The sequence below is a fragment of the Achromobacter animicus genome (assembly GCF_040775605.1).
GTDB lineage: Bacteria > Pseudomonadota > Gammaproteobacteria > Burkholderiales > Burkholderiaceae_B > Achromobacter > Achromobacter animicus.
In genome coordinates this window covers 3,592,161-3,604,312 of sequence record NZ_JAYGJK010000001.1, presented here as the reverse complement: position 1 = coordinate 3,604,312, position 12,152 = coordinate 3,592,161, and the positions used below count along the sequence as shown (strand labels likewise).

9 protein-coding genes are annotated in these 12,152 nt (G+C 66.6%); 1 reads left to right on the top strand and 8 read right to left on the bottom strand.

Annotated features, from left to right (window positions below; all coding sequences use genetic code 11):
- Positions 1 to 8: 8 nt before the first annotated feature.
- From AB3147_RS16300 to AB3147_RS16270, 7 genes are all read right to left on the bottom strand, one after another.
- A complete protein-coding gene (locus AB3147_RS16300; protein ID WP_367352430.1) occupies positions 9 to 1,271 on the bottom strand; it encodes a nitrate- and nitrite sensing domain-containing protein in 1,263 nt (420 codons plus the stop codon).
- A 39-nt stretch (positions 1,272 to 1,310) separates the two neighbouring features.
- Positions 1,311 to 2,087 (bottom strand): uroporphyrinogen-III C-methyltransferase, encoded by a 777-nt coding sequence (gene cobA / locus AB3147_RS16295; protein WP_175121133.1) that lies wholly within the window; start codon positions 2,085 to 2,087, stop codon positions 1,311 to 1,313.
- Positions 2,088 to 2,099: 12 nt separating this feature from the next.
- The gene (locus AB3147_RS16290; protein WP_367352429.1) at positions 2,100 to 3,845 is read right to left on the bottom strand and encodes a protein kinase domain-containing protein; all 1,746 of its coding nucleotides are present in this window, start codon (positions 3,843 to 3,845) and stop codon (positions 2,100 to 2,102) included.
- A 10-nt stretch (positions 3,846 to 3,855) separates the two neighbouring features.
- Complete coding sequence (locus AB3147_RS16285) at positions 3,856 to 4,668, bottom strand: formate/nitrite transporter family protein (protein ID WP_056562246.1); 813 nt, start codon at positions 4,666 to 4,668, stop codon at positions 3,856 to 3,858.
- A 49-nt stretch (positions 4,669 to 4,717) separates the two neighbouring features.
- The gene (gene nirD, locus AB3147_RS16280) at positions 4,718 to 5,068 is read right to left on the bottom strand and encodes a nitrite reductase small subunit NirD (protein ID WP_367352428.1); all 351 of its coding nucleotides are present in this window, start codon (positions 5,066 to 5,068) and stop codon (positions 4,718 to 4,720) included.
- A complete protein-coding gene (gene nirB, locus AB3147_RS16275) occupies positions 5,068 to 7,629 on the bottom strand; it encodes a nitrite reductase large subunit NirB (protein WP_175121136.1) in 2,562 nt (853 codons plus the stop codon). The genes nirD and nirB overlap by 1 nt, the downstream gene beginning before the upstream one ends.
- A 350-nt stretch (positions 7,630 to 7,979) precedes the next feature.
- Entirely contained in the window at positions 7,980 to 8,870 is an 891-nt protein-coding gene (locus tag AB3147_RS16270; protein ID WP_367352427.1) for a LysR family transcriptional regulator, read from the bottom strand.
- Between the two features lie 309 nt (positions 8,871 to 9,179).
- Between AB3147_RS16270 and AB3147_RS16265 the strand changes: the two genes are divergently transcribed.
- Positions 9,180 to 10,802, top strand: a complete 1,623-nt coding sequence (locus tag AB3147_RS16265) for a GMC family oxidoreductase (RefSeq protein ID WP_367352426.1) — start codon at positions 9,180 to 9,182, stop codon at positions 10,800 to 10,802.
- A gap of 69 nt (positions 10,803 to 10,871) precedes the next feature.
- On the opposite strand, the gene cfa is transcribed toward AB3147_RS16265, so the two are convergent.
- Positions 10,872 to 12,062 (bottom strand): cyclopropane fatty acyl phospholipid synthase, encoded by a 1,191-nt coding sequence (gene cfa, locus AB3147_RS16260; RefSeq protein ID WP_286937155.1) that lies wholly within the window; start codon positions 12,060 to 12,062, stop codon positions 10,872 to 10,874.
- Between the last annotated feature and the right edge of the window lie 90 nt (positions 12,063 to 12,152).

Below are 12,152 nucleotides of genomic sequence, written 5' to 3'. Positions count from 1 at the left end.
AGCAGGGTTCAGTTGCCGCCCAACTGCGCGATGATCTGCCGCGCCACGTCCGCCAGCGACAGGCCGCCGTCCATCGCCGCGCGTTGCAGGCGTTCATGCGCCGTCTGCTCGGTCAGGCCGTAGCGGCTGATCAACAGCAGCTTGGCGCGGTCGATGCGCTTCCTGTCGTCCAGCGCGCCACGCACGCTGGTCAGCGCATCGTCGGCCTGCTGCATGCGCAGCGTCTGCTCGCGCATCATGTCCAGAATCGACCGTTCCAGCTCGCCGCCCACGCCGTCCTCGGGCGGCACGTCCAGGATGCGGCTCTGCACGCTGAACACCATGCTGGGGACGCGGCCGCTGGCATGATCGGTGTAGCGGCTGAGCAGGAGGCGGCGGTCGTCCAGTTCCTGGCGGGTGTCGGCGATGCGCCGGGCGCACTGCTGCGCCAGTTCCTGCGCCAATTGGGTTTCAACGTTGCGCATGGCGTCGATGCGCGCCGTACACAGGTCGAACCACAGCTCGGCCAGGCCGCTGTCGACGCGCTGCGCGTCCGACGTGTGCTGCGCCATGTCGCGCATGCGTTGCACGGGTTGCGCCTGCTGCTGGATCTGGTCCCACGCCTGCAGTGGCGCGCCCTGCACATACTGCGAGTAGACGCCGAAGCTGCGGGCCTGGTTGGCCGCGAGGCCCAGCATGCGCGCCTTGCGGGCGTCGTCGAACCAGCCGGCTGTAAAGCCCATGACGCCGCAGGCGCGCTCCTGGCCGCTCAGTTCCTTGCCTTGCATGAAATTCAGCAGCGCCACCAACAGGCGCGTGACATCCGGATCGAGTGAAGAGTCGGCGGCTTCGAAGACCACTGCAAGCAGGCTGCCGATCACCTGGGTGAATCGGGTATCGGCGTCTTCCACCGCCACGCGCCGGTCGCGGACCTCGCGGCGCAAGGCCGGCAGCTCGTCCAGCCGGAAGAGGGCGTAGGCGATGCAATTGAGCAGGCGTGCCCGGCCGCTGCCGGCCGCGGGGTCGGATTCCAGCCCATCTAGAAATGTGCGTACGCCGGCTTCCACGGCCTGCGCGTCGCTCGACAGGCCGGCCAGCACCGGCTGCAGCCGGTCCGCGGCGCTGCACAGGGTCAGGTTGGAGTAGCCGCGCTCCTTTTGCAGCGCGTGCACCAACGCGCTGATGCGCAGCACCAGGTCGCAGGTGGCGGCCAGGACTTCCAGTCCCTGAAGCTCGCTACGGCGGGCGGCGAGCAGGAAGCGCAGCGGCGGCGGCATGTGGCGTTCGGCCATCGGTATCTCTGTGCGGGGTGAGGCGCGTGTTCGCGGAAATCAGGCCGTCCGGCGTTGCGGCGCAAGCACGCCGCCCGCGTCGTCCAGCACGCCGAACATCCGGCAGGCGGCGACTTCGCCGATGACCAGCACGGCAGGGCTGCGCAACCGGAAGGTCTGGGCATCGGACGCCATGCTGGCCAGCGTCGACGGACAGACCCGCTGGCCGGGAAGCGACGCGCGCTCGATCATCGCTACCGGCGTGTCCGGCGCCATGCCGGCAGCCAGCAACTGGGCGGTCATGTCGTGAACCTTTGCCACGCCCATGTAGACCACGAGCGTCGTGCCGCTGCGTGCCAAGCCGGACCAGTCGGGCGTTGCGCCGTCCTGCGAATGCGCGGTGATGAGTGTAACGCCCTGGGCCATGCCACGCTGCGTCAGCGGGATCCCGGCCGACGTTGCCGCGGCCAGCCCGGCGGTGATGCCGTTTACGATTTCGCAGGCGACGCCGTGGTCGCTGAGCCACTGCGCTTCCTCGCCGCCACGGCCAAAGATGCAGGGATCGCCACCCTTAAGCCGCGCCACGCGCAGGCCCTGACGGGCGTAGCGAAGCATCAGGCGCTGGATGAAGTCCTGCGGCGTGGAGCGGCAGCCCCCGCGCTTGCCCACGCGCACGATGCGGGCGTTGGGGCAGTGCTGCAGGATCTCGGGGTTGACCAGGTCGTCGACCAGGACCACGTCGGCCCGGGCAAGCGCCTTGACGGCTTTCAAGGTCAGCAGCTCGGGATCGCCGGGGCCGGCGCCGATCAGGGACACGGTGGGATTCGTGGCGGGCATGGTCGTCTCGTTTCAGGAGGTCAGGGCCTGGATCACGATCACGATGGCCAGGATCAGGCACAGGCCTTTCCAGAAAGCCACCGGATTGCGTTCCAAGAGGGGCAGGCGTTCGCCGCCGCGCACGTCGGGCGGATTGCGCAGCGCGTGCGTGAATTCGGACAGCTCGGGCGTGCGGTGCTGCGGGTCGGGATGCAGGGCCCGGCTGAGCACGCTGTCGATCCACGCCGGGATTTCGCGTTCCCGGTCCAGCACCGACACGTAGGTCAGCCGTAGTTGCGCGGCGCGGCTGCGCGATCGCGCGACATCGGCGCCATACGGCAGGCGGCCGGACAGCATCTGGTACAGGATCGCGGCCAGCGAATAGATGTCGGACCGCGCCGTGCCGGCTTCGCCCAGGAAGTACTCGGGCGCCGCATATTGGGCGGTGCCCAGCACCGGCATGGCGTCGTCGCCATCGGCGCCCAGTTCCTGGATGCCGGCCGTCCGGGCCGAGCCCAGATCGATGATCTTTGCCGTGCCGTCGGGCGTGATCAGAATGTTGTCCGGCCGCAGATCCTGATGCACGATCTCCAGCCGGTGAAACGCCTGCAGGCCGCGTGCGATCTGCTCGATGATGGCGATTGTCGGTTCCAGCGCCGGACGCGGATTGGCCGCCATCCATTGCGTCAGCGTGCGCCCTTCGATGTACTCGCTGACGGTGTAGAGCGAGCGGCGCTGCCGCGTGCGCGGCCAGGCGCGCACGACGTGGCGGCTGTCGATGCGGCGCGCCAGCCATTCCTCGGTCAAAAGGCGTTCCAGATAGGCGGGGTCGTGCCGCAGGTCCAAGGACGGGATCTTGATGACGACGGTGTCGCCGCTGTCGAGGTCTTCGGCCAGGTAAACGTGGCTGCGGCTGCTGGCGCGCAGCTCGTCCGTGATGCGAAAGCCTTCGAACGTCTGAGCCACGTCCAGCAACGGCGGACAGGGCAGGCTGCCGGAATACTGCGCCATCTCAGCGGCCTGGCGCGCGGGCAGGGCGTCGACGCGCACTATTTGCATGGTCAGGTTGTCGTCGCTGCCGCGGGCAAGCGCCAGCGCGACCAATGCGCGCGCGGCGGCGTCCAGATCGCTGGCGTTGGCGGCCACGGCCTCGCGCAGATCGTCGTCGCCGACATGCTCGTACACGCCATCGGTCGCCAGCAGGAACACGTCGCCCGGTTCCACGGCCTGGGTGTGATAGTCGATTTCCAGATGCGGCGCCAGGCCCAGCGCGCGGCCCAGGTAACTTTTGTCGTGCGCGACCCAGACGCGGTGATCCTCGGTCAGCTGCTCGATCGCGCCATCCCGCAGGCGATAGATGCGCGCGTCGCCGATATGCAGGATGTGCGCGGTGGCGCCCTTGAGCACCATCACGGTCAGCGTGCAGACGTAGCCGCTGTCCTGGTCCTGCCCATGGCGCTGGCGGCTTTGCGAATGCAGCCAGGCGTTGGCCGCGCTGAGCACCTTCTGAGCCGACTTCTTCACGGACCAGGTCTCGGGCGTGCAGTAATAGTCTTCCAGAAAGCTGGCCACCGCCGTCTCGCTGGCGATGTGGCTGACGTTGCTGCTGCTGATGCCGTCGGCCAGCGCGATGGCGATGCCCTTGGCGCCCAGCAGCGGCTCGCCCGGCACGCACAGCCCGTGGAAGTCCTGGTTGACGGACTTGACGCCGGGATCGGTGTGCTGTCCCACCGCCACTTTCAGCGAGGCGGCGGGCGCGCCGGGGGAGTAGCCGTCCATGCCGACGCGATCAGTTGAAGCGGCGCTTGGGCGCGGTCTTCATGTGCGTGGTGTAGAGCGTCAGGCCCGTCAGCGAGATGCCGCCGATCAGGTTGCCCAGCACCACCGGGATTTCGTTCCAGATCATGTAGTCCATGATCGAGAAATTGCCGCCCATGATCATGGCCGACGGGAACAGAAACATGTTGACGATGGAGTGCTCGAAGCCCATCGCGAAGAACAGCATGACGGGCATCCACATGGCGATGACCTTGCCGCTGACGGTGGTCGAGATCATGGCGCCCACGACGCCCAGCGACACCATCCAGTTGCACAGCACGCCGCGGATGAAGATGGTCAGCATGCCGCCTGCACCGTATTCCTTGTAGCCCAGCGTGCGGTCTTCGCCGATGTGCGAGATGACCTGGCCGACCTTGTTGGGCGGCACCGAAAAGCCGTACGTGAAGACGATGGCCATCAGCACGGCGACGGTCAGCGCGCCCAGGAAGTTGCCCACGAAGACCTTGCCCCAGTGCTTGAGGATGCCGCCCATCGTCACGCCGGGCCGCTTGTCAAAGAGCGCCAGCGGGGTCAGCACGAATACGCCCGTCAGGAGGTCGAAGCCCATCAGGTACAGGATGCAGAACCCGACGGGAAAGAGCGCGGCGCCCAGGATGGGCGAGCCGGTCTGCACCGTGACGGTGACGGCGAATACTGCGGCAATCGCGAGGATGGCGCCGGCCATGAAGGCGCGGATCAGGACGTCGCGGGTTGCCATGTAGAGCTTCGATTCGCCGGCATCCACCATCTTGGTGACGAACTCGGAGGGAGCGAGATAGGACATAATGTTTCCTGTTGCTGTGCTGATGTGATGAATACGTTTGCGGCGGCCGTCAGGCGATTTCGACCGCGTCGCCGTTCAAGCGCACCTGCCAGGTCTGCAGGCGCTGCTCGGGAAATTGCACGCAGCTGCCGTCCGCCAGCCGGAAGTGCTGCTTGTAGAGCGGAGACGCCACCACCAGGTCGCCGGCCAGCTGGCCCACGATTCCACGGCCGATGACGTTGGCGCCGGACTTCGGGTCGCGGTTCGACACGGCGTACAAGGTCTGACCCTCGGCGTCGGGCAGGTAGAACAGCGCGACTTGCGCGCCGTCGACCAGGGCGACGACGCCGGAGTTGGCGACGAGGTCCTGGCGGTTGCACGCGTGGCGCCAGGCGGGGGAGGTGTTGGGCAGGGCGGCCATCAGACGATCTCCTCGGCAATCGGGATGACGCGCTGGACGGCGCGCGCCGGGGCCGGACGGGGCTGGCCGCGTTCCTGAACGAACTGGATGTCGGGGTCGCCCTGGCTGTCGTTGACGAAGGTGCGGAAGCGCTTGAGCTTTTCGGGGTCGCTGAGGGCGTTGGCCCATTCGCATTCGTAGCGGTCCACCACCAGTTGCATCTGCGCTTCAAGCTCGGCGCCCAGGCCCAGGCTGTCGTCGATCACGACCGCCTTCAAGTAGTCCAGGCCGCCTTCCAGCGACTCGCGCCACACCGACGTGCGCTGCAGCTTGTCGGCCGTGCGGATGTAGAACATCAAGAGGCGGTCGATGTAGCGGATGAGGGTGGCGTCGTCCAGGTCGGTGGCAAAGAGCTCGGCATGGCGCGGACGCATGCCGCCGTTGCCGCACACGTACAGGTTCCAGCCGTTCTCGGTGGCGATGACGCCGATGTCCTTGCTTTGCGCCTCGGCGCATTCGCGGGTGCAGCCGGACACGGCGAACTTCAGCTTGTGCGGGGCGCGCAGGCCCTTGTAGCGGTGCTCGATGTCCAGCGCCATCTTCACGCTGTCCTGCACGCCGAAGCGGCACCAGGTGCTGCCGACGCAGGACTTCACGGTGCGGGTGGACTTGCCGTAGGCGTGGCCCGTCTCGAAGCCGGCGGCGATGAGTTCCGACCAGATGCCGGGCAGCTCGTGTAGTTGCGCGCCGAACAGGTCGATGCGCTGGCCGCCCGTCACCTTGACGTACAGGTTGTATTTCTTGGCGACCATGCCGACGGCGATCAGGCCGTCCGGCGTGACTTCGCCGGCCGGCATGCGCGGCACCACCGAATAGGTGCCGTTTTTCTGCATGTTGGCCATGAAGGTGTCGTTGGTGTCCTGCAGCGGCACCAGGTGCGGGTCCTGGATGGGCCGGTTCCAGCAGGACGCCAGGATCGAGCCGATGGCGGGCTTGCAGATCTCGCAGCCGACGTGACCACGGCCGTGGCTGGCCAGGATTTCTTCGAAGGTCTCGGCGCCGCTCACGCGCACGATCGCGTACAGCTCCTGGCGGGTGTAGGCAAAGTGCTCGCACAGGCTCTTGTCCACCACGACACCGCGGCTGGCCAGTTCGTGTTCGACCACCTGCTTGAGCAGGCCCGCGCAGCCGCCGCAGCCCGAGGCCGCCTTGGTGCAGGCCTTGACGCCCGCCAGGTCCGTACAGCCGCCGTCGATGGCGTCGCAGACGGCGCCCTTGCTGACGTTGTGGCAGGAGCAGATCGTGGCGGTGGCGGGCAGGGCGTCCACGCCCAGCAGCGGCGCGGCCTGGCCTTGCGGCAGGATCAGGCTGGACGGATCGGCGGGCGGTGCGATGCCGTTCTGCGCGTATTGCAGCAGCGTGTCGTAGTAGCTGTTGTCGCCCACCAGTACCGCGCCCAGGACACGCTTGCCGTCCTCGGAGATCACCAGGCGGCGGTAGCTGGAGCCGGCCTCATCGATGAAACGGTAGCTGCGCGAGCCGGGCGTGGCCCCGTGCGCGTCGCCAATCGACCCCACGTCCACGCCCAACAGCTTGAGCTTCGTGGACATGTCGGCGCCCGAAAACGCCTGTTCCGGCGCGCCGCACAGTTCGGCGGCGACAATGCGGGCCATCTGATAGCCGGGGGCGACCAAGCCGAAGACGGTTCCGTTCCACGACGCGCATTCGCCGATGGCGTAGATGTGTTCATCGCTGCTGCGGCAGCGGTCGTCGATGGCGACGCCGCCGCGCTCGGCCAGCGCCAGCCCGGCCTTGCGCGCCAGGAACACCTGCGGGCGGATCCCTGCCGAGAACACGATCAGGTCGGTTTCCAGCGGGGCGCCTTCGGCAAAGCGCATGCGGTAGCGGTATTGCGTGCCCGGCTTGATGTCCTGCGTGGCGCGCGACAGGTGCACGCCCACGCCCAGCGCCTCGATGCGCGCCTTCAGCGCCGCGCCGCCGGCCTCGTCCAATTGCACCGGCATCAGGCGCGGCGCGAACTCGACCACGTGCGCTTCCAGATTCAGCGACTTGAGCGCGTTGGCCGCTTCCAGCCCCAAGAGCCCGCCGCCGACAACCACGCCGCGCCGCGCGCCGCTGGCGGCTTCGCGGATCAGGTCCAGGTCGTCGATGCTGCGATACACCAGGCGCGAATTGCCCTCGGCGCCCGCGATGGGCGGCACGAAGGGATAGGAGCCCGTCGCCAGCACCAGCTTGTCGTAGGCGAAGCGGCCATTGGCGGTGATGACTTCCCGGGCGTGGCTGTCGATGTCCAGCACGGGCTCGCCCAGGCGCAGCGTCACGCCGTCCTGCTCATACAGCGAGGCCTCGCCCAGCGCCATCGACTCGGCGTCGCGCCCGTTCAGGTACTCGGACAGATGGACGCGGTCATAGGCGCGGCGGGTTTCTTCGCCAAAGATGGTGATGCGATAGCGCTCGAGGGCGCCGCGGGCGATCAATTGCTCGACGCAATGATGGCCCACCATGCCGTTGCCGATGACAATCAGCGTCTGCAAGGAATCGGAAGTGGCCGCTGCATTCATGGGATTTCCCCAGGCTTGGATTTTCGGTTTCAAAAGACAAACGGCGCCCTGGACCTTTCGGTCGGGGCGCCATTGCCGGTACTGCTCACGTTGTCTTGCCGGGTTTGCACCCGCACATAGGCAATTAAGCAAAGTCCATGCCAGGTATGTCGAGGCGCGATGTGTCGGGGGAAATTCCCTTGCGATTCATAGGGAAGGAGGGCGGTGCGAAGCCGCGATGAGGTGCAGCGGCCGATCCGCGCGGATCCGCGCGCATGCTTCGTATCGGTGCATATCCGTGTGCGCCCTGCACCCGTTTGGCGCAGCGCAGCATGAATGGCCGTCGGGACGTGCGGCGGCCGACAGCCAAATCAGGCGAATGCCGCCTGCACCGCGGCAAAGGCGGCAGCGACGAGCGGATCGTCGCGCCGCGCCGCCTGGGTGATGAAGGACAGCTCCGCCTGGATTGACAGGCCTTTCACGAGTTGCAGGCCGCTGGATTGCGATTCGCGCAGCGCGATGGCGTCGCGCGCGAGGGACAGGCCCACGCCCGAGCGCACCAGATCCAGCATCGAAGCCTCTTGATCCACCTCGGCCACCGCGTGCGGCGTAATGCCCAGGGCGTCGAACTTGTCGGACAGCAGGCGGTGGTGAACTGAATCTGGCGGGGTCCAGATCCACGGCAGCGCCGCGATTTCCGCCCAGCCCCGGCCCGCGACCTGCGCGCTCCAGCTTTTCGGGGCGCCGACGTAATAGGAAAAGGAAGCAAGCGGTTGGGCGTTCAGGCCGGAGGGCTGGCTGCCGTCCCGGGCGTGTGGCCCCAGAAAGAACCCCACGTCCAATTCTCCGGCGCGCACTTGCCGGCCCACCGATCCCGACATGCCGTGCCGCAGGGTGGGGCGGATCTTCGGGTAGTGCTCGACCAGATACTGCAGCGTGGCACCTAGCCGCAGGAATTCCGGGTCCAGGATCGTCCCGATGCGCAATTCGCCCTGAACGGTATCGCGCAACGCGCCGATAGCGCGCTGAAAGTCGTCCAGCGCATCCAGCACCCGCTGCGCCGACGGCAACAGCGCCCGTCCATCCGCGTTAGGCGCCAACCCTTGCGCCGTCCGCGCAAAAAGCGTCAGGTCCAGCGACTCCTGAAAATTTTTGAGCTGCAGGCTGAGCGCAGGCTGCGTCAGATGCAGATGCTCGGCCGCGCGCGTCAAATTACCTTCGCGCGCGACGGCGGCAAACGTGCGGATGTGCTTCAGGTCCATGAATGCTCCCGGAAATCGCGTTGGAGGGTGTCAGACACCTCATTTCGTCCTACAAAACCGGTGGTGTCAGACACCTCATTCAGTCCTACAAAATCAGGGGTGTCTGACACCCACCCGCACCCGACCAAGCGTGGAAACTGCCGAGCATTATTAGAGACGCTAATAACCCCCTTTTCAACATTTCATTGGACAGCCGCCCCGTCCTGCGCCAGAGTCTTGCCAGATTCCCGGCGCGCGTCCAACGTCGTAGCCGGGGCGGCTCACCGTGCCGGCGTCCGATTCGGATCCGCGACTTGATAAGAAGAGCTTATGGAGACATACGACTACATCATCGTGGGCGCGGGTTCGGCCGGCTGCGTGCTGGCCAACCGCCTGAGCCGCGACCCTGCCGTGCAGGTGCTGTTGCTGGAAGCCGGCGGGCGCGACAACTATCACTGGATTCACATCCCCGTCGGTTACCTGCACTGCATCGGCAACCCGCGTACGGACTGGATGTACCGAACCGCTGAAGAGCCGGGGCTGGGCGGGCGCTCGCTTATCTATCCGCGCGGCCGCGTGCTGGGCGGATGTTCGTCCATCAACGGCATGATCTACATGCGGGGCCAGAAGCAGGACTATGAGGACTGGGCCGCGCTGTCGGGCGACGCGGCCTGGAGCTGGGATCAGGTGTTGCCGGTCTTCAAGCGCAGCGAGGACTATCACCGGGGCGCTGATGAATTCCACGGCGCGGGCGGCGAATGGCGCGTGGAGTCGCAGCGCCTGCGGTGGGACATCCTGGAAGCCTTCGCTTCGGCGGCCGAACAGGAAGGCATCCCGCGCGTGCAGGATTTCAACCGCGGCGACAACTTCGGCAGCGGCTATTTCGAGGTCAACCAGCGCAGCGGCTGGCGCTGGAATACGTCCAAAGCGTTTCTGCGGCCGGTGCGCAAGCGCCCGAACCTGCATGTGATGACTGGCGCGCTGGCCGAACAGCTTGAATTCGATGAAAAGCACTGCGTCGGCGTGCGCGTCAACCAGAACGGCCGCGCGACGTCGTTGCGCGCGCGGCGCGAAGTGGTGCTGGCGGCCGGCGCGGTGAACTCGCCGCACCTTCTGGAAGTCTCCGGCATCGGCGAGCCCGCGCGCCTGCGCGAAGCCGGCATCACGCTGCGCCACGCCTTGCCCGGCGTGGGCGAGAACCTGCAGGACCATCTGCAATTGCGCGTCATCATCAAGGTGAACGGCGTCAAGACGCTGAACCGTATCGCGTCCACGTGGCTGGGCAGGGCGGGCATCGGGCTGGAGTATCTGGTGAGCCGCAGCGGTCCGATGAGCATGGCGCCGTCGCAATTGGGCCTGTTCGCCAAATCCGATCCCGGCCAGGACCGCGCCAACGTCGAATTCCACGTGCAGCCGCTGTCGTTGGGGGCGTTCGGCGAACCCCTGCATGGTTTCGACGCCTTCACCGCCAGTGTCTGCAACCTGCGCCCCACGTCGCGCGGCAGCGTGCACGCGCAAGGACCGGCGGGGCAGAAGGGCAGCGAAGCCCCCCTCATCCGCCCCAACTACCTGAGCACCGGCGACGACCTGCGCGTGGCTGCCGATTCCATTCGCCTGGTGCGCCGCATTGCCGCCGCGCCCGCCTTGCAGCGATACCGGCCGGACGAATGGCTGCCGGGACCGGCATTCCAGACCGAAGAAGAATTGCGCCAGGCGGCGGGCAAGATCGGCACCACCATCTTCCACCCGGTGGGCACCTGCGCGATGGGCCGGGACGCCGACAGCGGCGCGGTGGTGGACGCGCGGCTGCGCGTGCATGGGCTGCAAGGCCTGCGCATCGCCGACGCGTCGATCATGCCGCGCATCACCTCGGGCAACACCAATTCGCCGACGATCATGATTGCGGAGCGCGCGGCGGACATGATCCGGGAAGAGGCGGGGGCGGCGCGATAGCCGTCCGCCAATGACAACAAGCCGCCCGGTCAGGGGCGGCTTGCCTGGACACGCGCGAATACGGCGGGTCTAACGCAGCGACCGGTACGTCTCCTGACGCTGCGGATGCGTCAGGATCACCTGCCAAAGCTGCCCTTCGCGCGACCGGAAAAAGCCCGCGCAGCACATCAGGTAGTACTTCCACATCCGGTAGAAGCGGGTGCCGTAGCGCGACTCCAGCGTGGGCCAGGCCTGCTCGAAGCGGTCCCACCATGCCATCAGCGTGCGATCGTAGTCTGCCCCGAAGTTGTGCCAGTCCTCGACGATGAACCGGCCTTCGACGGCCGTCGCGATTTCGCGCGCCGACGGCAGCTTGCCGTTGGGAAACACGTAGCGGTCGATCCACGGATCGGTGCTCTGGCTGGTGGCCGCGATACCGATGGTGTGCAGCAGGAAAATGCCTTCGGGCGCCATCAGCCGCTGCACGTTGGTGAAGTACGTGTCGTAGTTCTTCGGCCCGACGTGCTCGAACATCCCGACCGACACCACCTTGTCGAAGCGGCCTTGCAGATCGCGGTAGTCCTGCAGCAGCAGCTCCACGGGCAGGCCTTTGACGCGTTCCTGCGCCAGGGCCAGTTGCTCCTTGGATACGGTCACGCCCGTGACCTTGACGCCGTAGCGCTCGGCCGCGAACTTGGCCAGTCCGCCCCAGCCGCAGCCGATGTCCAGCAGCGTCTCGCCTTCCTTCAGTTGCAGCTTGCGGCAGATCATGTCCAGCTTGGCGACCTGCGCCTCCTCCAGCGTCTGGGCGTGTTCCCAATACGCGCAGGAGTAGATCATCCGGCTGTCCAGCATCGCCTCGAACACGTCGTTGCCGGCGTCATAATGCTGCTCACCGACTTCAAACGCCCGATGCTTGGACTGAAGATTGAACAGCTTGTGGCGCAGGTGCTCGGCAATCAGCTTGATGCGCGCCACGCCCAGCGCCGCCGATCCCATGTCTGCACGCAGCAGGCGGGTGAAGAGCTCGTCCAATTGGTCGCAGTCCCACTCGCCGTCCATGTACGACTCGCCCAGCCCCAACGACCAGCTGGCGAACACCCGCTCGTACATATGCTTGTCATGCACCTGCATGTCCCAGGGCCGCGAACCGTTGATTTGCACGTCGGCGCGCGCCATCAGGTCCTGCAGGATTTTCGGGGGGGCGGGGGGAGGGGGAATGACGCTGGGTTGACCGGCAGGCTGCTCGGTCAGCGGAGTGATGGGACTGCTTTGCTGCATACGGACTCCATATCAATTTTGGGATGACTGATCTGGCAATGCCTGAAGCTTTTTACTGTGCGCCTTGAAAGGTATGCAACTCCAATTTAA

Excerpts from the sequence above, each read along its gene's own strand:
- AB3147_RS16300 (WP_367352430.1), bottom strand. The coding sequence starts at position 1,271 with ATGGCCGAACGCCACATGCCGCCGCCGCTGCGCTTCCTGCTCGCCGCC.
- cobA (WP_175121133.1), bottom strand. The coding sequence starts at position 2,087 with ATGCCCGCCACGAATCCCACCGTGTCCCTGATCGGCGCCGGCCCCGGC.
- AB3147_RS16290 (WP_367352429.1), bottom strand. The coding sequence starts at position 3,845 with ATGGACGGCTACTCCCCCGGCGCGCCCGCCGCCTCGCTGAAAGTGGCG.
- AB3147_RS16285 (WP_056562246.1), bottom strand. The coding sequence starts at position 4,668 with ATGTCCTATCTCGCTCCCTCCGAGTTCGTCACCAAGATGGTGGATGCC.
- nirD (WP_367352428.1), bottom strand. The coding sequence starts at position 5,068 with ATGGCCGCCCTGCCCAACACCTCCCCCGCCTGGCGCCACGCGTGCAAC.
- nirB (WP_175121136.1), bottom strand. The coding sequence starts at position 7,629 with ATGAATGCAGCGGCCACTTCCGATTCCTTGCAGACGCTGATTGTCATC.
- AB3147_RS16270 (WP_367352427.1), bottom strand. The coding sequence starts at position 8,870 with ATGGACCTGAAGCACATCCGCACGTTTGCCGCCGTCGCGCGCGAAGGT.
- AB3147_RS16265 (WP_367352426.1), top strand. The coding sequence starts at position 9,180 with ATGGAGACATACGACTACATCATCGTGGGCGCGGGTTCGGCCGGCTGC.
- cfa (WP_286937155.1), bottom strand. The coding sequence starts at position 12,062 with ATGCAGCAAAGCAGTCCCATCACTCCGCTGACCGAGCAGCCTGCCGGT.